Here is a 20,708-nt window from a genome sequence, read left to right as displayed (position 1 = left end):
GGGCGAGGGGACTGACGACCTGGGTCCTCGCCGTGCCTCGGCGGCTTCCTCCTCGTCGCGCCGGTGCTTCCCCCGCCGGGCACGCCGAGGACCCAGGTCGTCAGTCCCCTCGCCCAGTCCGCCACCGCGATGCATATCTCCACCCGACTGCTTTTCCAGGACGCGTGACCCTCGCCGCGCAACCCGATCATCGTGTCAGTGACCTCCCCCACGGCCGCCCGCCGAAACGTGCGCTGAAACACCTGTCCGCAGGATCTGCGCAAGCCCTGAACACCGTCGCCCGCATGAGCTGTGTGTGTCTGTGTGTATCAGGTCCCAGTCTCGCAGACGGGTGGGGGCCCCTGCCCGGTCTCCCGCCGCCTACCCTGAGGAGGTCACTGAGTCACCGGAGCCCCCGCTCATCCCGAGAAGTCCGAGAAGCCGGAGAAGTCGCAGGTCATGACCGAAACGCCCAGCGGAACGCCCAGCGAAACGCCCAGCGGAGGGGCGAGCGGGGCGCCGCACGCCCTGCCCTATCCATACGACGCACCCGTCTCGCAGGCTCTCTTCGACCGTGCGTCGGTCGTCACACCGGGCGGCGTGAACTCCCCGGTGCGCGCCTTCCGCGCCGTCGGGGGCACGCCCCGGTTCATGGTCTCCGGCAAGGGTCCCTATCTGACGGACGCGGACGGGCGCGAGTACGTCGACCTCGTCTGCTCCTGGGGTCCCATGATCCTCGGGCACTCCCAGCCCGACGTGATCGCCGCCGTCCACGACGCCGTCTCGCGCGGCACCTCCTTCGGCACTCCCGGCGAGGGCGAGGTCGCGCTCGCCGAGGAGATCGTCGCCCGCGTCGAGCCCGTGCAGCAGGTGCGGCTCGTCTCCAGCGGGACCGAGGCCACCATGTCCGCCATCCGGCTCGCCCGCGGGTTCACCGGGCGGCCCAAGGTCATCAAGTTCGCCGGGTGTTACCACGGTCACGTCGATGCCCTTCTCGCCGCCGCGGGCAGTGGTGTCGCCACCTTCGCGCTGCCCGACACCCCCGGCGTCACCGGCGCCCAGGCCGGCGACACGATCGTCCTGCCGTACAACGACCTCGAAGCCGTCAACGAGGCCTTCCACCGGCATCCCGGTGAGATCGCGTGCGTCATTACCGAGGCTTCTCCCGGGAACATGGGGGTCGTGCCGCCGACGCCCGGGTTCAACCAGGGGCTCAAGGACGCCTGCTCGAAGAACGGCGCCCTCTTCATCTCCGACGAGGTCATGACCGGGTTCAGGACCAGCAGGGCCGGGTGGTTCGGGATCGACGGGGTCCGTCCCGACCTCATGACCTTCGGCAAGGTCATGGGCGGCGGTTTCCCCGCCGCCGCGTTCGGCGGGCGCGCCGACATCATGGCGCACCTCGCCCCCGCCGGGCCCGTCTACCAGGCCGGCACCCTCTCCGGTAACCCGGTCGCGACCGCCGCCGGCCTCGCCCAGCTGCGGCTCCTCGACGACGCGGCCTACGACACGATCGACGCCGTATCCGCGCAGATCCAGTCGCTCGTCACCGAGGCGCTCACCAAGGAAGGTGTCGCGCACCGGATCCAGAACGCCTCCAACATGTTCTCCGTGTTCTTCACCGACCGGAGCGTGCGCACCTACGAGGACGCCAAGGCGCAGGAGTCGTACCGCTTCACCGCGTTCTTCCACTCGATGCTGGCGAGCGGGGTCTATCTGCCTCCCTCGTCCTTCGAGTCCTGGTTCGTTTCCACGGCCCACGACGAACGGGCCATCCAGCGGATCGCCGACGCCCTCCCGGCGGCGGCCCGAGCGGCGGCGGAGGCCACGGCAGCATGAGTGAGAACCCCACCCACGACTCCAGCGACATCACCGTCGTCCACGTGATGCGGCACGGCGAAGTCGCCAACCCCGACGGGGTGTTGTACGGGCGGCTGCCCGACTACCACCTCTCCGAGCTGGGGCGGCAGATGGCCGACCGGGTCGCCGAGCACCTCTCCTCCCGCGATGTCACGCACGTCGTCGCCTCCCCGCTGGAGCGGGCGCAGGAGACCGCCACGCCGATCGCCAAGGCGCACGGACTCGACCTCGCGACCGACGGGCGGCTCATCGAGGCCGACAACGTCTTCCAGGGCAAGACCTTCGGGGTCGGCGACGGGGCGCTGAAGAAGCCGGGGAACTGGAAATACCTCGTCAACCCGTTCAAGCCGTCCTGGGGCGAGCCCTACGTCGACCAGGTCGTCCGCATGATGGCCGCGCTGGACGCGGCCAAGGACGCCGCCCGCGGTCACGAGGCGGTGCTGGTGAGCCATCAGCTGCCGATCTGGATCGTGCGGTCGTACGTCGAGCGGCGCCGGCTGTGGCACGACCCGCGCAAGCGGCAGTGCACCCTCGCCTCCCTGACGACCTTCACCTACCGCGGCGACAAGATCGTGTCCGTCGGCTACACCGAACCGGCCCGCGATCTCGTCCCGGCCCATCTCCTCGCCGGCGCGAAGCCCGTCAAGGGCAAGGACAAAGCGTTCGGCGCCTGACAAACACGGGGTGACCACCCGTCAGGGGCAGGTCTCGTGACGGCTCTGTGACATTTGTTTCGCAACCCACATCGTTCACGGCGAACTTTCTCGCCCGTCGCGTCCTCTCACAGGTAGACCACAGAGGACGCGACGGATGGGGAAGCAATGCGGAGTCTCACTCGACGGGGAGCGCTCGGAGTCGGTGCGGGCGCCGCGGCGGCCGTAGGACTCGCGGGGTGCGGGACGCTCGGCTCGGACGGGTCGAAGCCCTCCTCCGGCGGCTCCGGGAAGGGCCCCTCCGGCGGACCCACCAAGTCGCTTGAGCCCCGCGCCAAGCCCATCGGTGACGGCTCCACGTCCTTCACCGGCGCGCAGCCCAAGCAGCCCGCGAAGCCCGTGCCGCTGGAGCCGGGGCAGACCCCGCCGCAGTTCGTGATCTTCTCCTGGGACGGCGCGGGCGAGGTGGGCAACGGCCTGTTCCCCCGCTTCCTCGACCTCGCCAAGCAGCACGGCGCGAGCATGACCTTCTTCCTCTCCGGCCTGTATCTGCTGCCCGAGTCGAAGAAGCGCCTGTACAACCCGCCGAACAACCCGCGCGGCGCCTCCGACATCGGCTACCTCACCGACGAACACGTCAAGGCGACCCTGACCAACGTCCGCCGCGCGTGGCTGGAGGGCCACGAGATAGGCACCCACTTCAACGGCCACTTCTGCTCCGGCTACGGCACGGTCGGCAACTGGACGCCCCAGCAGTGGCGCAGCGAGATCGCCCAGGCCAAGTCCTTCGTCAAGGAGTGGCGCACCAACACCGGCTGGCACGACCTGCCGTCCCTGCCCTTCGACTACGAGAAGGAGCTCGTCGGCGGCCGCACGCCCTGCCTGCTGGGCCAGGACAACCTGCTGCCCACCGCCCGCTCCCTCGGCTGGCGCTACGACGCCTCCTCGCCCGGCGGCCGGCAGGTCTGGCCCGTGAAGCGCAACGGCGTCTGGGACTACCCGCTCCAGGCCGTCCCCTTCCCCGGGCACAGCTTCGAAGTCCTCTCGATGGACTACAACATGCTGGCCAACCAGTCCGTCAACTCCACCAACGCGCCCGCCTACAACTACCCGGGCTGGCGTACCCAGGCCGCGCAGGCCTACATCTCCGGCTTCCAGCGGGCGTACGAGTCCAACCGCGCCCCCTTCTTCATCGGCAACCACTTCGAGCACTGGAACGGCGGCATCTACATGGACGCCGTCGAGCAGGCCTTCAAGCACATCGCCCAGTTGAAGGAGAAGGGCGAGGACGTGCGGCTCGTCTCCTTCAAGCAGTTCACCGACTGGATCGACGTGCAGAAGCCCGAGGTGCTGGCCAAGCTGCGCACCCTCGATGTCGGCCAGGCGCCGGCCGGCGGCTGGAAGTCGTTCCTGGCCGCGAGCCCCACCGCCTCTTCCACGGCCACCGGAGACGCCGCCTGAAATGCGGGTTTCCGCCCGCCGCACGCCCTTGAGGGGGGCGCGCAAGATCCTCAGAACGGGCATGCGAAACTTTTCACATGAGTGCCGCCAGTCGCGCCCGTAGCCGCGCCGTCCTGTCGACCGCCGGCGTAGCCGTCGCCGCGTTGGTGCTGTCCGCGTGCAGCTCCGGAGGCACCTCCGGAGGTTCGGGCAACACCAACTTCATCACCGGCTCCGACGGCATCGCGACCGTCAAGAAGGGTGACCGCCAGGCCGCCCCCGACCTGTCCGGCAAGACCATCGACGGCAAGACCCTCGACACCGCCGACTACAAGGGCAAGGTCCTCGTCGTCAACGTGTGGGGCTCCTGGTGCTCCCCGTGCCGCGCCGAGGCGGACAACCTCGTCCAGGTCGCCAAGGCCACCGCGGACAAGGACGTCCAGTTCGTCGGCCTCAACACCCGTGACACCAGCACCGAACCGGCCGTCGCCTTCGAGAAGAAGTACGCCGTCCCGTACCCGAGTCTCTACGACCCGACGGGCCGGCTGATGCTCCGCTTCAAGAAGGGCACCCTCAACCCGCAGGCCATCCCTTCCACGATCGTCATCGACCGGGACGGGAAGATCGCGGCACGCGCACTCCAGGCACTCAGCGAGGACAAGCTGCGCGAGATGCTCGACCCGGTCATCGCGGAGAAGTGAGCTGACGTGCTGCTGGCCGCAACCACAGGCCTGAACTCCACGGTCTACAGCGGGGCCCTGCTGCTCGCGCTGCCGATCGCGGTGCTCGGCGGGCTCGTCTCCTTCTTCTCGCCCTGCGTCCTGCCGCTCGTCCCCGGCTATCTCTCCTACGTCACCGGAGTCAGCGGCACCGACCTCGGTGAGGCCCGCCGGGGCCGGATGGTCGCGGGTGCCTCTCTCTTCGTGCTCGGCTTCACCGTCGTGTTCGTCTCCGGCGGGGCGCTGTTCGGCTACTTCGGGCAGACGTTGCAGGAGCAGCAGGGGGTCATGACCAAGATCCTCGGCGTGTTCATGATCCTCATGGGCATCTTCTTCATGGGGCTCATGCCCTGGCTGACCCAGCGTGAGTTCCGCTTCCACAAGCGGCCCGCCGCCGGGCTGATCGGGGCGCCCGTGCTCGGCGCGCTGTTCGGGATCGGCTGGACCCCCTGTATCGGCCCCACGCTCGCCTCGGTCATCGCGCTCTCCTCGCAGCAGTCGAGTGCCGGTCGCGGAGCCATACTCACCGTCGCGTACTGTCTCGGCCTGGGTGTCCCCTTCGTCCTCACCGCGGTCGCGTTCCGCAAGGCCCTCGGTGCCTTCGGCTGGGTCAAGCGCCACTATGTCTGGGTGATGCGCGTCGGCGGCACCATGATGATCGTGACCGGCGTGCTGCTGCTCACCGGTGCCTGGGACGCGCTGGTGCAGGACATGCAGGGCTGGTCCGACGGCTTCACTGTAGGGATCTGATCGATGAGCAAGACGACCGCCGACTCGCCCGCCGAGACGCCCCGGGCCGACCCCGCCGGCGACGACCAGGACCTCGGCGCCGCCGGCTCCCAGCTCTCCACGGCCCCCGTCGAGACGGCCATGCCCGGCTCCTTCGGCGGCAACCGCGGGCCCGGCCCGACCGGCTGGCTCGCGTGGACCGGCCGTGAAGTGCTCGGCTGGGGGCGCTGGTTCTGGCGTCAGCTGACCTCGATGCGGGTCGCGCTGATGCTGCTGTTCCTGCTGTCGCTCGGCGCGGTCCCCGGCTCGCTGATCCCGCAGTCCGGCACCGACGCGCTGAAGGTCTCCGAGTTCCAGGACGCGCACAAGACGCTCGGGCCGATCTACCAGAAGCTCGGCCTCTTCCACGTCTACGGCTCGGCTTGGTTCGGCGCGATCTACGTCCTGTTGTTCGTCTCCCTCATCGGCTGCATCATCCCGCGCACCTGGCAGTTCGTCGGCCAGCTCCGCGGCCGCCCGCCGGGCGCCCCCAAGCGCCTCAACCGCCTTCCCGCCTACGCCACTTGGCGCACCGCCGCCGAGCCCGAGCAGGTCCGCGAAGTCGCCCTCGCGACCCTGAAGAAGCGCCGCTTCCGCGCCCACGTCGACGGAGACGCCGTAGCCGCCGAGAAGGGCTATCTGCGCGAGACCGGCAACCTCCTCTTCCACCTCGCGCTGATCGTGATGCTGATCGCCTTCGCCTGGGGCCAGCTCTTCAAGTCCGAGGGCGACAAGCTGATCGTCGAGGGCGACGGCTTCTCCAACACCCTCACCCAGTACGACGACTTCAAGTCCGGCAACCTCTTCAGCGACGACGACCTCGTGCCGTTCAGCTTCAACCTGAAGAACTTCGTCGGTACGTACGAGCGGACCGGCCCCAACCGCGGCACCCCGAGCACCTTCCAGGCCGACATCACCTACAGCCTCGGTGCCTACGGCAAGGCCGAGAAGCACACGATCAAGGTCAACGAGCCGCTGGAGATCGGCGACTCGAAGGTCTACCTCGTCAGCCACGGCTACGCCCCGGTCGTCACCGTCCGGGACGGCAAGGGCAACGTGGTCTTCCACCAGGCCGTACCGATGCTGCCGATCGACTCCAACGTCACCTCGCAGGGCGCGATCAAGGTCCTCGACGGCTACAAGAACTCCCAGGGCGTCGCCGAACAGCTCGGTTTCGCCGCCCTGTTCGTGCCGACGTACGCCAAGGGCAGCGGCACGATGTTCTCCCAGTACCCCGGGCTCGACTACCCGGTGCTCAACGTGACCGGCTACCACGGCGATCTCGGCGTCAACTCGGGCATCCCGCAGAACGTGTACCAGCTGGACACCAAGAACCTGAAGCAGTTCAAGACCGCCAAGGGCGCCATCCTCAAGTCGCAGCTGCTGCCCGGCGAGACGATGAAGCTGCCGAACGGCGCCGGGTCGATCACCTTCGACAAGCAGATCAAGGAGTGGGCGGGCTTCCAGGTCGTCCAGCAGCCCGGCACCACCTGGGCCCTGGCCGGCGCGCTCACCGCGATCGTCGGTCTGGCCGGCTCCCTGTTCATCCAGCGCCGCCGCGTCTGGGTGCGGGCTACGCGCGGCGCTGACGGGGTGACGGTCGTCGAAATGGCCGGGCTCGGCCGCAGCGAGTCCGCGAAACTCCCCGAGGAACTCGGCGACCTGGCCGCGCTGGTGCACGACCGGGCCCCGACGAAGACGGACGAGGGCCCGGCCAAGCCCGGCACCGGCTCGACGAAGTCCGGCACCGGCTCGCCCACGCCTGGCACTGGCTCGACGAAGTCCGACCAGGGCTCGGCGAAGACCGACGAGGCCCCGACGAAGACCGACGAGAGCTCGTCCAAGTCCGAGACCGGCTCGCCCACGGCCGACACCGGCCCGACGAAGATCGACGACGACCCGAAGACTCCCACCTCCGACGCCGACACCCACGACTCCGACTCCGGCGTCGAACCGCCCGTACCCGCCGAAGGGGCTGAGCAGTGACTCTCGCCGCCGCAACCCATCTCGCGACCACGACCGACCTGGCCGCCGCCACCAACGAGCACCTGGCCAACCTCAGCAACACGCTGATCTACTCCTCGATGGCCGTCTACACCCTGGCCTTCTTCGCGTACATCGCCGAATGGACCTTCGGCAGCCGCAGCAAGATCGGCCGTACGGCCGCCGCGCTGACCGGTGCCACCGCGAAGAAGGCGGACGCGCCCGCCGTCGCCGTCAAGAACGCCGGCGGCACCACCGTGCTGGAGCGGCCGAAGGTCGTCGTACGGGCCGCGTCCGGCTCGCGGGACGTGCCGGACGGTCCCGGCGCGCACGGCGGGGACGAACAGGGCGACCTCTACGGCCGTATCGCCGTGTCCCTCACCGTTCTCGCGTTCCTCGTGGAGCTCAGCGGTGTCCTCGCCCGCGCGGCCTCCGTGGAGCGGGCGCCCTGGGGCAACATGTACGAGTTCAACATCACCTTCTCCACGGTCGCCGTCGGCGTGTACCTCACGCTGCTGCTGCTCAAGAAGAACGTGCGCTGGCTCGGCCTGTTCCTGGTCACGACGGTCCTCCTCGATCTCGGCATCGCCGTCACTGTCTTGTACACCGCCAGCGATCAATTGGTTCCCGCCCTCCACTCGTACTGGCTGTACATCCACGTCTCGACGGCGATCATCTGCGGCGCGGTCTTCTACGTGGGCGCCGTCGGCACGCTGCTCTACCTCTTCAAGGACTCGTACGAGAACAAGCTCGCGGGCGGCGGCAAGCCCGGCGCGTTCGCCACCTCCGTGATGGAGCGGCTGCCCGCCTCGGCGAACCTCGACAAGTTCTCTTACCGCGTCAACGCGGCCGTCTTCCCGCTGTGGACGTTCACGATCATCGCGGGCTCGATCTGGGCCGAGTCGGCCTGGGGCCGCTACTGGGGTTGGGACCCGAAGGAGACCTGGGCGTTCATCACCTGGGTCGCCTACGCCTGCTACCTGCACGCCCGCGCCACGGCCGGCTGGAAGGGCCGCAAGGCCGCCTACCTGGCCCTGATCGCCTTCGGCTGCTGGATCTTCAACTACTACGGCGTCAACATCTTCGTCGGCGGCAAGCACTCCTACGCCGGCGTGTAAGCCGCAACTCCCTTACGGCAGAGGCCGGTTCCGTGTGACATGGGTCACTGGAACCGGCCTTCGTCGTCCGGACAGGTAGAGGGGTGTGGATACGAATCTGCAGGTGAGGAAACGCATCCGCGCGGGGGACCACGACGCCTTCGGCGAGATCTTCGACGCGTACGCACGCTCCGTCTACAACCACGCCTTCCGGCTCACGGGGGACTGGGCGCAGGCCGAGGACATCGTGTCGCTGACCTTCCTGGACGCCTGGCGCCTGCGCGGCAAGGTCGACGAGGAGGGCGGTTCGCTACGGCCCTGGCTGCTCGGCATCGCCACCAACGTCACGCGCAACACCCGCCGCGCCGCCCGAAGACACGCGGCGGCCGTCTCCCGGCTGCCCCGCGACGAGGTCGAGGGCGACTTCGCCGACGAGGTCGCCGCCCGCCTCGACGACACGGCCGAACTCGCCCTCGTACGCGCCGCGTTGGCCACCCTGCGCCGCGCCGAGCGCGAGGTGCTCGCCCTGTGCGTGTGGTCCGGGCTCGACTACCGGGCCGCGGCCGAGGCGCTCGGGGTGCCGGTGGGGACCGTACGGTCTCGGCTCTCGCGGGCGCGCGCAAAGCTCGCGAAACATCTCAAAAGTACGGAACTCCCCCCGAGGGACGGACAGATGAAAGGTGACCGCGGCAGTGCGGTCGGGCCCCTGAGGGAGGAAAAGCGATGAACCAGCTCCCGGAACTTCCCGAGAGAGACCTTCCGCCGGGCCGTCACCGACTCCTCAAGGAGTATCTGATGACCGAGATCCGGCACGAAGACGCTGCGCGGGCTGACCGGCGGAGCAGGTGGCTGCGCCCCGCGCTCGCCGCCGCGGCCGTCGCCACCGCCGCCGCCGTCACCTTCGTGGTCCTGCCGTCCTCCGACCCGGGTACGCCCGCGCGCCCGCCGAGCAGGTCGACGGCCGCGCTCCTGGAGGACATCGCGCTGGCGGCCGAGCACGAGAAGTCCTACGGCACGGTCCGCGACGACCAGTTCGTGTACGTGGACAGCAAGGTGTCGTACACGAACTCCGGGGAGGGGATGAAGACCCGGATCGATGCGCTGCACCGGCAGGAGGTGTGGATGTCGGTGGACGGCCTGCACGTCGGGCTGGTGCGGCAGGCGGGCATGGGGGCCCATTCCGTCCCGGTCGACGTGAAGCCGGGCAAGGCCGGCTGGGACGTCTCGTCCTTCTACAACCACGTGAGGACACTGCCCACCGACGCCGACGCGATGTACGACTACCTGGCCACCACCGCCCCGAAGTACGGCGGTGATGACAAGAACCAGGCCATGTTCGTGCTGGTCGGCGATCTCCTGCGCGATTCCATCGTGCCGCCGAAGCAGAGCGCGGCGCTTTTCCGGGCGGTGGCCAGGATTCCCGGAGTGACGACGGTCGAGGGAGTGAAGGACGCCACCGGGCGCCCCGGTGTCGCCATCGCCCGCACCGACCCCGACAACCCCCTCCGGAACGAGTGGATCTTCGACGCGAAGACCTACGAGTTCCTGGGTGAGCGCGAGGTGGCCACCAAGGACAACGCCGGGGTGAAGAAGGGCACGGTCACGGCGGACACCGCCGTCCTGCGCCGGGCGATCGTCGACAAGGCGGGCGAACGGCCGTAGGGGACACGGGTGTTCAGGCCGGAGGCAGGCAGTCCTTCGCGGGTGGCCTGTCCTCCGGCCAGGCGATCCTCACGAAGCGGGAGCCGCCCTGCGGGGTGAGTTCCACTATCGGTACGGCCTTGTCGTACGGGTTGCCGTGGACGTCCAGGCAGATCCAGCCGCTCGCCCCGTTCACCCGCAAGGAGCCCTTCACCTGCGGCCATTGGAGGCCGACGTCGGACAGCGGCGGGATCTTCTGCTGGTCGGGGGTGGCCTCGCGGATGCCGTGGACGGCGAGGCGCATCGCGTCGTAGGCGATGATCGCCTGGCCGTCGTCGAGGGAGACCGGGCCGATCGGGCCGACGGGGGAGGTCTTGGCGGTGGCGAGGAGTCTGTCGAGGTCCTGGGTGTCCTGGGCCGAACCGCCGGTCGCCGGGGGCTTGTTGGTCCAGGCGTCCGGGTGGGCGAGGGCGGTGTAGCGGACGGCGACGCCGTGCTGGAGGGCGCTGCGGTCGAGCTTCTTGTCGCCGGTGAGGTACGAGCCCTCGTCGCCGGTGAGCACCGTGAACGTCCGGGACTGGCAGCCGCGGCGGCCCAACGCGTTGATGAACTGGCGCAGTTGGGTGTGCCGTCCGGCGAAGAACACGGTGTCCAGCTTGGCGTCCGTGTCGCAGACGAGGTCGGAGATCTGCCGGAAGGTGTTGGGCGTGCTGCCTTCCTGGCTGCGGTCGGCGGGCGGGGTGAACGGCCAGGAACCGTACGGCGAGCCCTTGAGCAGGGTGGCGAAGGCCTGTTGGAGCGTCTTGGTGTACGGGTCGCCGGGCTTGTCGTAGACGAGCAGGGCGCGGTCCGCCGTCACCTTGGCGTAGGAGGCGAGGGCGCGCGCCTCGTCCGTGTTGGTGGGGGAGACGCGGGCGAGTCCGGGGTAAGGGTCCTTGCCCTGCCGGCCGTTGGCGAGGTCGTCGGCGGTGATGGAGGTGCCGATGACCGGGACGCCGAGCCGGGTCAGTTCCGCGACGGCCTTCTTGTTGTTGTCGGTGCTGGTCCCTATGCCGGTGACCGCGCGCAGCCGGTCGGACGACGTCGTCATCGTCACTATCCGGTCGACGGTCCGCTCCCAATAGGCGCCCGTGGCACCGGGGTTGGCGAGCACCAGCCGGATGTACGGGGTCTCGCCGTTGTCGTCGTGGTTGGCCCGGTACTGGGCGAGATAGGCGCCCTGCAACTCGTGCCGTACGTCGTTCATGGTGTCGGCGTCGGTCGCGGTGAACGGCTCGAAGAGCGCGACGGTGACGTACGTGCCCGCCTTCAGGGAGCGGTTCTCGCGGTCCATCGCCCTGATGGTGTCGGCGAATTGACGCTGCCCGAAGTCGAACGCGGAGGTCGATACCCCCACGCACTCGGAGCTGTCCTCGGGCCGGGCCACCCCGGCCGCGCAGGAACGGTCGTCGTGCAGAAGGGTGCGGGTCAGCTGGACCAGTCCGAAGACCAGCGCGGCGGCGACCACGAGGGCCGTGTAACGGTAGATCGGGATCGTCCGGATCCGCTGGACCAGTTCGTGCGGCCACGCTCTCATCGCCCGCCCCCGTCTCGGTCGTCGCCGGCCGGCACCCTCAACGGGCGCCCGGCCAGGGCCTGTTCGGGCCACTGCTGGGCGGCCCGCCACAGCGGTTCACTGCCCGCGGGCCAGATGTTCGACAACTGCTCCAGATCGAAGTGCATCCGCCCCGCGACCTCCTCGTCCGGCAGCACCAGCGGATCCGTCACCTGCCACACCGCGTGCAGCAGCCGCCGTACCGTCAGATGCAGGGCCGGGTCCACGCCCGGCGGAGGGTCCTCCTCGGCGTCCGTGCGGGCGAGCGCGACGGCCTTGCGGTGGTCGCCGGGGGCGCCGATGTCCCGGCCGTGCGGATCGTGCGCGTGGTAGTAGGGCGCGGCGGTGACGAACAGCAGCGTCTCCAGCCAGGCGTACGGCGTGATGGTGCGGAAGGTGGTGCGCAGATACGCGACCGCGTCCGCCGTGTCGCCCAGGGCGAGTTCGTGGTGCAGGCGGTAGCGGGCGCGGGCCGGGGTGTCCGGGTTGCCGGGCAGTCCGTCGTAGTGCGAGAGCAGTGAGCGGTGCACGGCACGCCAGCGGCCGTGGTCGGCGTCGTCGAGGTGCAGGCGGAGCAGGAGCAGGGTGCGCAGGAAGGGGTCGCCGACGAAGTAGCCCTCGGCCGGGGGCAGTCCCTCGGCGGTGAGCTGGGTGCGCAGCCGGTTCACCCCGGCCGCCCCGAAACTGTCCCCGAGCCGGGCCTCGGCCAGTGCCCGCGCCGAGTCCCCGTCGTGCGCGGTGGCGAGCACGGCCAGCTCCTCCGCGAGCCCCGGCGGCACCAGCCGGTGGAGCAACTCCCGGTACACGGGGCGCCGATCGGCCTCCGTATCCCCGTCCGGCTTCAGCCCGGCGGTCAGCAACTCACCCGGACTGACGGCCCCCGCGGGCCGGTTCTGCCGTACGGCCTGCCCGAGCACCGCGGCCCCCAGCGGGCTGCCGGCCGTCAACCGGTGGATGGCGTACGGCAGTTGGGGCGGCACCTCGACACGCGTAGAGCCGTCGGCCGCGCACACGTCGGCGATGACGCGCCGCGCCTCCTCGGGAGTCAGCGCCGGCAAGGTCACCAACAGGGCCCGGGACGAGGGCGATGCGCCGGGCACCCAGCCGCTCGCGCGGGCCACCTCCGGCAGCGGATGTCTTACGGCGTCCGGGAGTTCGGGGTGACGTCGGCCGCGCAGACCGGCGAAGAACACCACCTGGTCACCGGTGCCGTCGGCACGCTCCCTCAGGACGGCCTTCATCAGCCCGGGACCGGGCCCCGACTGCACGTTGTCGACGAGGACGACCGGCCGCCCGACCCGGCGCATCCGCTCCCACCGGCGCCGGTAGGTGTCGCTCAGGTCGGCCAACAGGGCGCGCAGCAGCCAGCGTTCGGCGTCCGCGCGGGAGGTGCCGTCGGCGCGGAAGTCGCGGGCGATCTCGATCAGCCCGCGCTTGGCGTCGCCGCTCGCGCCCGGGTAGGCGCGGTACCAGTCCGCGCCCGCCTTCAGCAGCCCGTTCGGCGTCCACACCAGGTCGAAGAGGGTGTCCAGGGTCGCCTCGATGACGGCCTGGCCCACCGGCCCCGTACCGGACAGATTGGCGATCAGCCGGGAGGCGACCTTGCCGGCCCAGCCCTGCGCGATCACCGCCCAGCGCCGCGCCGGATCGCTCAGCAGCAGGATGCGCCGGGCCTCCTCGCGGGCACTGTCCTCGTCCCGGGTGCCCCAGCCGGTCGCGCAGACGGCGAGCAGTCCGGCCTCCAGGCGGGGGAAGTCGATGCTCCCGGCGCCGTGCACCACCGGCTCCCTGAGCTGCTCCGCGACGGTCTCCAGCGCCTGCCACACCGGCGACCAGGTCGCGGCGGGCCGCCCGTCCGGCAACCGGGTCAGCCGGTCGGCCTCGCAGTCGATCAGCGCGACCGGCGTGTGCCCGCGGTACGCGGCCCGCAGCTCGGCCAGCGCCATGCTCTTGCCGAGCCCGCGCGCGCCCGCGAGCACCACGAAGGGCGGTTCCGGGTGTTCGTACGGCGAGGTGAGCAGCTCGTAGGGCCGCAGGCCGATCAGGCGCGAGGCGAGACCGGGCGGTTGTGCCTCGAACAGCGCCCCGCGTCCATGCAGCCCTCTTCCCACCGCATCTCCCCCTGAGCGGTCGCCCGGCACCGGAACCTGTCTATCAACACCAGGGTAAATAGGGGGAGTTGTTTCGGACCAGATCGCGTGGTGTCCGTTGGGTTACGAAAGTATCGGAACAGTGGACATAAGCGACAGGTGAATGCGACAGCCTCAGTCGACGGTGATCGAGTCCAGCTTCTCCCGCAGATAGACATGCGAGTCGACGGCCTCGTACGCCACCCGCCCGACCGGCGCGGGCACGGACTCCACGAGCGTGCCCGGGGTGCACTCGCCGAAGTACACGAGCGACATCAGCTCCTCGGCGGGCGCGTCGGCGGGCGGCGGCAGCACGCGGTGCCGCCCGGACCGCCACCGGTCGCCGGTCCAACGGGCCATCAGATCACCGATGTTGATGGTGAACGCCGCCGGATCGAACGGCGCGTCCTCCCATCCCCCCTCATCGGTGAAGACCTGCAGTCCTCCCTTCCCGGCCTGCCGGTCGAGGATCGTCACGGTCCCGAAGTCGGTGTGCGGCCCGATCCGGAACTGCCCCGGCTCCGGCTCCCCGACGACCTCGACCCCCGGGTACCAGTTGATGTTGAACCCGTACGTCGGATGGTCCATGTGCTGGGAGAAGAAGTCGGGTTCGAGCCCGAGCGCGACCCCGAGCAGCGACAGCAGCTGCTTCTCCAGCTCGCCCATCCGGTCGAGGTACTCCTCGCAGAGCGCCTGCAACTCGGGCACCTCGTCGGGCCACACATTGGGCGCGTACCACTCGGCGTTGATCACCGGGTCCTCGAAGGGCTTGTGCGTGGCGAAGGTCAGCGACTCCTTCAGGTCGGGCGGGGTCTCGGTCCCCTCCGAGTACCCGTTGGCCTCGGCCCCGGGCCCGAGCCAGCCGCGCCCGCCGACCTTGGCGGAGTAGGCCTCTTTGACATCGACGGGGAGGGCGAAGAAGGCGCGGGAGGCCTCCCGGATCCGGGACCGGAGACCCGGGTCCACCCCGTGCCCGGTGACGAGCAGGAACCCGGCCGTCTGGAGGGCGTCGTCGACGGTACGGGCGATGTCCTTGCGCGTCTGCGCGTCCCCGTCGATCCAGGGCCCGAGATCGATGGTCGGGATGCGGGGTTTGGTCTGGGGCTGGGTCTGGGGCTCAGTCACCGATGTCCTCGTTCCACAGTGCCGGGTTGTTCTTGATGAAGTCGCGCATCAGCGAGGCGCACTCGGGGTCGTCGAGGAGGACGATCTCCACACCGTGCTCGGCGAGCCAGTCGTGCCCGCCGTGGAAGGTCGCCGCCTCGCCGACGACGACCCGCGAGATCCCGAACTGCCGCACCAGACCGGAGCAGTACCAGCAGGGGGAGAGGGTCGTCACCATCGTCGTGCCTTGGTACGACCGCTGCCGCCCCGCCGCCCGGAACGCGGCCGTCTCCGCGTGCATCGAGGGGTCGTCGTCCTGGACGCGCCGGTTGTGGCCGCGGCCCAGCAGGGTGCCGTCCGCGCCGTAGAGCGCGGCGCCGATCGGGATGCCGCCCTCGGCGAGCCCGGCGCGGGCCTCCTCGACGGCGGTGGCGAGCCACGTCCGTGCCTGTGCCTGATCGATGCGGTTCATGGCCCCCACTCTCCTGTGGCCGAAACACGAGGGCAACGTGCGGAAAGTACTCTCCCCGCAACCCTTAGCCGGACGAACTGTCAGCGCCCCTGGAGGTGCCCGTGCCCGCACTCACCCTCCGTGAGGTCCTGGCCCTCGACCCGGTCCGTGCCACCGAGCCCGAGCTGCTGGCCGGCGAGGCCGCGCTCGACCGCCCCGTGCGCTGGGTCCACTCCAGCGAGGTCTACGAGGGCGCGAACTTCCTCGACGGCGGCGAACTCCTCCTCACCAACGGCTTCGGCCTCACCGACACGGACGCCGAGATCCGCCGCCGCTACGTCCGCGAACTCGCGGCCCGCGGCGCGTCCGGCCTGGCGGTGGAGATCGGCCGCTCGCTCCCGACGATGCCGGAGGAGGTCACGGACGAGGCCCGCCGCCTGGGCCTTCCCCTGCTCGCCCTCCACAGGGTCGTCCCCTTCGTACGGATCACCGAGGCCGCCAACCGGGCGATCGTGGCCCGGGGACTGTCCGGCCGTTCCGTCGTACGACCGTGGGGCGACGACCACACGGCCGCCCTCCTGGCCGACCTGGCGGACCGCGCCGCGCTGAACCAGCCCGAGGTCGAGGCGAGGTCCGCCCTGGCCGGCTTCCACCCCGGCCCGGGCGCCCGCCTGATCGGCGTCTCCGTGCACGGCGCGCGCGAGGTGAGCGCCGTCGACCGGGCGGTACGGCTGCTGGGCGGGGCGAGCGTGCTGCGGGCGGCGTTCCCGGGCGACGTCCTGGCCCTGCTCGCCCTTCCGGGGTCTGTCTCGGGCGATCCCATCCGAACCGTCCAGGAGGCATTCCGTACGGCCGCCGACCCCGGGCTGACCGTCGCGGTCGGGCACGCGGTCGAGGCCGGGAGCGGGTGGCTGCGCTGGAGCGACACGTTGCGGGCGGCCCGTACGACCCTGGAACTGGCGCTGACGGTCCCGGCGGCCGAACCCGCCGCCCCCGAGGGCCCGTTGGTGACCTCGGCGCGAGCCCTGGCCCTGGAACGTGAGCTGACGCGCGGCGGTGTCGACGCGAACCGCGACCGCTTGGCGCGGCTGGTGCAGCACGCCCTGGGCCCCCTCCTGTCCTGGGAGGCGGCCCACCCGAGCGACCTGGTGCGGACCCTTGAGGTGCATCTACGGCACGGCTGCTCGCCGACGCGGACGGCGGCCCTGTTGCACATCGGCCGCCAGTCGCTCTACCAGCGCCTGGAACGCATCGAGTCCCTCCTCGGCCTGGAGATAGACGACCCGGACCTGCTGGGCGAGCTGCTGGCGGCGGTGTGCGCGCATCGGGTGGTGCGGGGGATGGGAGCGGCTCAGGTGCGGGGGCTGCGGACGGTGGCCTAGAGGTCGCTCCGGCGCAGGGTGACTTCGCTGGGGCCGTTGAAGGGGGCGTAGCAGGTCACGGTGGGTGGCGTGCGCAGGGTGTCGTCCTCGGTGAACAGTTTCCGTACGGCGTCGAAGGCGACCTCGCCGCTGACGACCGGGGCGACACGGTCGTAGAACTCGCGCGAGGACGCCGGCAGTGGCTCCCCGGGCTCGCCCTCGTCCTCGCTCCACACATCCCACAACAGGGTCTCGACCTTGTTCAGGGCGGCGAGGTCGAGGCGGATGTTGCCCGCGACGAACCGCTCGCCCCAGAACGGGCCCTCCTCCGGCCGGTGCAGTCCGAAGGCCGTCGGGTCGGCGCCGCCCGTACGGATGGCCTGCCAGGCCTCGCCCGCGACGAGGAAACGGTCGCGGGGTACGTCCATCGGGTCGAAGTCGGCGTTCCAGTGGGCGGTGACGACGGGGTCGGTGAGCTGGGAGTCGGCGAGGAGCCAGCCGCGGTCGTCGGCCCAGTACTCGGTGACGACGTGGTCGCCGTGGAAGAGCTGGGAGGCGTCGGTGCCGGGCGAGTTGAAGTAGTCGGCGAAGCCGGAGCGGATGCGGGCCGGGATGCCGAGGTGCCGCAGGAACGAGCAGTGCAGCAGCGAGAAGTCCCGGCACACTCCGACGAACCGGTCGCCGGGTTCGCGCGGCAGGGTGAGCGGGGCGGGGTTGCGCTCAGTGGTGATCCGCAGGATGTCGTCGATGTAGCGGGTCTCGGCGTCGTTGTGGAGGCGGTCGGTGGGGTGGGTGTGGTCGTAGAAGCCGGCCTCCAGGCGGTGGATGAGCAAGTCGCGGGTGATGCGGGCGAGTTGGGCCGGGTCGCGGGGGAGGCCGGCGTAGAGGTGGGCGAGGGCGCCGGGGTCGGAGTACGTGCTCTGGGTGGAGTGGAAGGCGAGCTCTGCGGTGAGGGGCATGGCACCTGACCGTGTCAAAATTCGCCCCGGATTGTCCAGGGCCGCTTCACCGACTACCCCACTGGTTAGCTCACTTGGGGTCTGCCGCGACCGATCGCCAGATGCGGTCCGGGAGGATGCGGGCGGCTTCGTCGAGGTCGAGTTCGACGTCGTCGACCTGGGAGAGCCAGCGGCGGACCACGCCGATCAGCGGGCCCAGGACGAGGGACTCGATCAGGGGCAGCGGCAGCGGGGCCAACTCGCCGGAATCCACGTGGGATTGGACCCAGAGGGAGAACACCGAGAGCCTGGCCTCCTGGGAGTCGCGGAGTTCTCTGGCCTGGGTCATGTTCCGCTGGTCGGTTCTGGCGGAGTGCAACAGCAGGGCGGCGTCCCGGTGTTCGCGGACGAAGGCGAGATGCGTCCGTACGATCGCGCGGATGCCGGTGCGGGCGGTGCGGGTTGACTGGATCGCCGTGGCCAACTCGCCCAGCAGCCGGGTCAGCCAGCGCTGCGCGAGCGCGTCGTACAGGCCGTCCAGGCTACCGAAGTGGTGGTACAGGCTGCCGAGGCTGACACCGCTGGCCTTGGTCACGGCGCTCACGGTGAGGCCCTGTTCGCCCTGCTCCGCGAACAGGCGCAGCGCGGCGTCGAGGAGCAGGTCTGCGGTGACCTCGCCGCGTTGTTGCTTGGGGCTCATGCGGGACAGCGTATTGGGAACTCGGTTCTAGAGTGAATTTCTAGAGCAGATTTCTGGAATCCTCTTCCTGTCTGGCTATCCGGCGGTCCAGACTTGGTGGTGGCCGGGCCCGCGTCCGTCCGTTTCGGGGGATACGGATGGCCGTGGGTCCGGTGAGTGGTGCATAGGATCGGTCGTATGGCGCTGCGTCCCGTTCAGGTGAATATCAAGGCCGTTGACGGCTCGGCGGTTGGCCGGTTCTGGGGGGAGGCGCTCGGCTGGGGTGTCTTCAGCCCCGGCGTGACCACCTACGTCGGCCCCGAGGGCGGCCTCGTCTGGCCCGAACCGGTCGGGCTCGGCATCGACATCGTTCCTGTCCCGGAACCCAAGACGCCGACGAAGAATCGTCTGCACCTCGATCTCGCCACCACGTCTGTGGTCCACCAGGCGGAGTTGGTCGCGCGTCTACGGTCTCTCGGTGCGACGCCTGTCGATGTGGGGCAGGGCGATGTGCCGTGGACCGTGCTCGGTGATCCGGAGGGCAACGAGTTCTGTGTGCTGGAGCCTCGGGAGATCTATCGGGACACCGGGCCTGTCGCTGCGGTGGTCGTCGATTGCGTGGATCCTCGGGGCATGGCGCGGTTCTGGGGCGAGGTGTTGGACTGGGCCGTTCTTGAAGTCTCCGACGACCAGGCGTCGTTGCGGTCCGTCGAAGGTGTCGGACCTTATCTGGAGTTCCTCCGCGTGCCTGGTGTGAAGGCCGTGCCGGATCGCGTCCATCTTGATCTGATGCCGTATCCCGGTGACGACAAGGCGGCGGAGGTGGGGCGGTTGAAGGAGCTTGGGGCGAGTGACCTCGATCTCGGGCAGGGTGATGTTCCGTGGACGTGTCTGGTCGATCCGGAAGGGCACGAGTTCTGCGTTCTGGCTGTGTCCTGACGCGGGGGCGTGCTGATGTCCCGGTGTTCTAGGGGTGACCGTTGGGCCACTCGCTTCTTGGCCAGTGTCGGGCTTCCGCGGCCCGAGTAAAGGGCGCTCCCTGCGGTCGCGTCGCCTGCGGCGATTCCGCTGCGCTCCACCCTTGACTCGGTCCGCTCCAGCCCGTTTCAGAAGCGAGCGAGCGGCCCGAAAAGACGGGTGGCCAGGTAGGGACCCCCTTGCCTGAACTGTGCTGCCGGCCGGTGTGGAGGGGACGCGTCCGCGTCTCGCCAGCACGCCCCCTCGGCTCAGCGGCCAGCGGTGAGTGGGTGGTTGCTGGAAGCTGGGGTAAATCTAACCACCATCACGACACTTGACCGGTTAGAAATGACCCCAGCCTTCTGCGACTTGTCACTCGGCGGTGGGCGGTGGTTCCGCGATGCCTATGAAGTTGCTCCTGGTCATGGGGCGGATGTGCGCCGACCAACCCAGTGCTGTGAGGTCGTCCGTGAGGGTCCGGGCGTCGTGGAACACCTTCACGATGCGGTATCGGCTGCCGTCGTCGAGCTGGCGCAGCGCCGAGGGGGTCGGCTGGTCAGTGAGGACTTCCTCGTATGCGGCTGCTGCGGGGCCGTCGTCGATGAAGATGGCTTTGCCGCCGGGCGCGAGTGCGGCGGCGACGGTGTTCCAGAAGTCGGGCAGCCGTGTTGGCGGGACGTGGGAGAGCCAGAAGGCGAAGAACACAGTGTCGTAGCGACGGGGCGGCTGCCACTCGAATAGGTCGGCCTCAAGGAATTCCACGGTGGGGGATGCGGTGCGCGCACGAGCGAGCGTCAACGCTTCGGCTGCCGCGTCGACAGCCGTTACCGACCGGGCCCGCGTGGCGAGCCCTGGGGTCCACTGGCCCGTTCCGCACGCCAACTCCAGCACATCCCCGGCAATCGGCAGTTCATCGACGACAGTCAGCAACCTCCGCAGGTCTTCGTACTCTGCGTAGGGCCGGTCGTATTCGCCCGCGCCGGCCTTCACCTTTGGGCAAGGTCAAGAGCCATGAGGGCCAGGGCGCATCAGCACCGGATCCGCACACCAGGAGGACGACGCGGAATCAGACAAGTCAAGCCGGGACAGGTACCCGGGGAGGTCCGGGACAGCTACCCCGGGGAGGGACCGGTGTCCAGAGGATGGCTAATCGGCAGACGGGGGCGGTCCATTGGCCTCTTGCCCGGCAAGTCCCCACCGGCCGCCAGTCGCTGAGCCGCCCCGGCGTGCAGGCGAGATGTCAACGCGTCACCCTCGCTCCGACTCTGCCCCCTCTGGAGGCTGTGTTCTTTTCTAACCGGTCAAGTGTCGTGATGGTGGTTAGATTTACCTCCGGCTTCCAGCAACCACCCACC

18 protein-coding genes are annotated in these 20,708 nt (G+C 69.8%); 11 read left to right on the top strand and 7 right to left on the bottom strand.

The window, feature by feature from the left end; genetic code table 11:
• Nucleotides 1–507 precede the first annotated feature (507 nt).
• From hemL to AC31A1_RS23535, 9 genes are all read left to right on the top strand, one after another.
• A complete protein-coding gene (gene hemL / locus AC31A1_RS23575; protein ID WP_489655220.1) occupies nucleotides 508–1,818 on the top strand; it encodes a glutamate-1-semialdehyde 2,1-aminomutase in 1,311 nt (436 codons plus the stop codon).
• The gene (locus AC31A1_RS23570) at nucleotides 1,815–2,513 is read left to right on the top strand and encodes a histidine phosphatase family protein (protein ID WP_489655219.1); all 699 of its coding nucleotides are present in this window, start codon (nucleotides 1,815–1,817) and stop codon (nucleotides 2,511–2,513) included. Before hemL ends, AC31A1_RS23570 begins: the two co-directional genes overlap by 4 nt.
• Before the next feature lie 147 nt (nucleotides 2,514–2,660).
• Nucleotides 2,661–3,953 carry a polysaccharide deacetylase family protein gene (locus tag AC31A1_RS23565; protein ID WP_489655218.1) on the top strand — a complete coding sequence of 431 codons (1,293 nt, stop codon included), beginning with the start codon at nucleotides 2,661–2,663 and terminating at the stop codon, nucleotides 3,951–3,953.
• 77 nt (nucleotides 3,954–4,030) lie between these two features.
• Complete coding sequence (locus AC31A1_RS23560; protein WP_384168340.1) at nucleotides 4,031–4,633, top strand: TlpA family protein disulfide reductase; 603 nt, start codon at nucleotides 4,031–4,033, stop codon at nucleotides 4,631–4,633.
• Nucleotides 4,634–4,639: 6 nt separating this feature from the next.
• Complete coding sequence (locus AC31A1_RS23555; protein WP_352184988.1) at nucleotides 4,640–5,401, top strand: cytochrome c biogenesis CcdA family protein; 762 nt, start codon at nucleotides 4,640–4,642, stop codon at nucleotides 5,399–5,401.
• A gap of 3 nt (nucleotides 5,402–5,404) precedes the next feature.
• Complete coding sequence (gene resB / locus AC31A1_RS23550) at nucleotides 5,405–7,405, top strand: cytochrome c biogenesis protein ResB (protein ID WP_489655217.1); 2,001 nt, start codon at nucleotides 5,405–5,407, stop codon at nucleotides 7,403–7,405.
• Entirely contained in the window at nucleotides 7,402–8,520 is a 1,119-nt protein-coding gene (ccsB, locus tag AC31A1_RS23545; RefSeq protein ID WP_489655216.1) for a c-type cytochrome biogenesis protein CcsB, read from the top strand. The genes resB and ccsB overlap by 4 nt, the downstream gene beginning before the upstream one ends.
• Nucleotides 8,521–8,623: 103 nt before the next feature.
• Complete coding sequence (locus AC31A1_RS23540) at nucleotides 8,624–9,226, top strand: RNA polymerase sigma factor (protein WP_489655215.1); 603 nt, start codon at nucleotides 8,624–8,626, stop codon at nucleotides 9,224–9,226.
• Complete coding sequence (locus AC31A1_RS23535; RefSeq protein WP_489655214.1) at nucleotides 9,223–10,161, top strand: CU044_5270 family protein; 939 nt, start codon at nucleotides 9,223–9,225, stop codon at nucleotides 10,159–10,161. Before AC31A1_RS23540 ends, AC31A1_RS23535 begins: the two co-directional genes overlap by 4 nt.
• Nucleotides 10,162–10,174: 13 nt before the next feature.
• Here AC31A1_RS23535 and AC31A1_RS23530 read toward each other — a convergent pair whose 3' ends face one another.
• The 4 genes from AC31A1_RS23530 to AC31A1_RS23515 all read right to left on the bottom strand — a co-directional run bounded on the left by AC31A1_RS23530 (nucleotide 10,175) and on the right by AC31A1_RS23515 (nucleotide 15,439).
• The gene (locus tag AC31A1_RS23530) at nucleotides 10,175–11,716 is read right to left on the bottom strand and encodes an ABC transporter substrate-binding protein (RefSeq protein ID WP_489655213.1); all 1,542 of its coding nucleotides are present in this window, start codon (nucleotides 11,714–11,716) and stop codon (nucleotides 10,175–10,177) included.
• A complete protein-coding gene (locus AC31A1_RS23525) occupies nucleotides 11,713–13,845 on the bottom strand; it encodes a hypothetical protein (RefSeq protein ID WP_489655212.1) in 2,133 nt (710 codons plus the stop codon). Before AC31A1_RS23525 ends, AC31A1_RS23530 begins: the two co-directional genes overlap by 4 nt.
• Before the next feature lie 153 nt (nucleotides 13,846–13,998).
• Nucleotides 13,999–14,988 (bottom strand): isopenicillin N synthase family dioxygenase, encoded by a 990-nt coding sequence (locus AC31A1_RS23520; protein WP_489655211.1) that lies wholly within the window; start codon nucleotides 14,986–14,988, stop codon nucleotides 13,999–14,001.
• Nucleotides 14,981–15,439: a nucleoside deaminase gene (locus AC31A1_RS23515; RefSeq protein WP_489655210.1), complete on the bottom strand. Its 459-nt coding sequence runs from the start codon at nucleotides 15,437–15,439 to the stop codon at nucleotides 14,981–14,983. The genes AC31A1_RS23520 and AC31A1_RS23515 overlap by 8 nt, the downstream gene beginning before the upstream one ends.
• 101 nt (nucleotides 15,440–15,540) lie before the next feature.
• Between AC31A1_RS23515 and AC31A1_RS23510 the strand changes: the two genes are divergently transcribed.
• Nucleotides 15,541–16,800: a PucR family transcriptional regulator gene (locus AC31A1_RS23510; RefSeq protein ID WP_489655209.1), complete on the top strand. Its 1,260-nt coding sequence runs from the start codon at nucleotides 15,541–15,543 to the stop codon at nucleotides 16,798–16,800.
• Here the strand turns inward: AC31A1_RS23510 and AC31A1_RS23505 are convergent.
• Entirely contained in the window at nucleotides 16,797–17,738 is a 942-nt protein-coding gene (locus AC31A1_RS23505) for a transglutaminase-like domain-containing protein (protein WP_489655208.1), read from the bottom strand. The two genes, AC31A1_RS23510 and AC31A1_RS23505, sit on opposite strands and share 4 nt — an antisense overlap.
• A 70-nt stretch (nucleotides 17,739–17,808) precedes the next feature.
• Complete coding sequence (locus AC31A1_RS23500) at nucleotides 17,809–18,417, bottom strand: TetR/AcrR family transcriptional regulator (protein WP_489655207.1); 609 nt, start codon at nucleotides 18,415–18,417, stop codon at nucleotides 17,809–17,811.
• Nucleotides 18,418–18,594: 177 nt separating this feature from the next.
• On the opposite strand from AC31A1_RS23500, the gene AC31A1_RS23495 reads away from it, so the two are divergent.
• Nucleotides 18,595–19,335 (top strand): VOC family protein, encoded by a 741-nt coding sequence (locus tag AC31A1_RS23495; RefSeq protein WP_489655206.1) that lies wholly within the window; start codon nucleotides 18,595–18,597, stop codon nucleotides 19,333–19,335.
• Between the two features lie 390 nt (nucleotides 19,336–19,725).
• Here the strand turns inward: AC31A1_RS23495 and AC31A1_RS23490 are convergent, their stop codons facing one another.
• The gene (locus AC31A1_RS23490) at nucleotides 19,726–20,343 is read right to left on the bottom strand and encodes a class I SAM-dependent methyltransferase (RefSeq protein ID WP_489655205.1); all 618 of its coding nucleotides are present in this window, start codon (nucleotides 20,341–20,343) and stop codon (nucleotides 19,726–19,728) included.
• Between the last annotated feature and the right edge of the window lie 365 nt (nucleotides 20,344–20,708).

Source organism: Streptomyces sp. P5F9, from assembly GCF_057961495.1.
The sequence above is the reverse complement of the archived record's forward strand: the minus strand, read 5'-3'. Positions and strand labels throughout refer to the sequence as shown.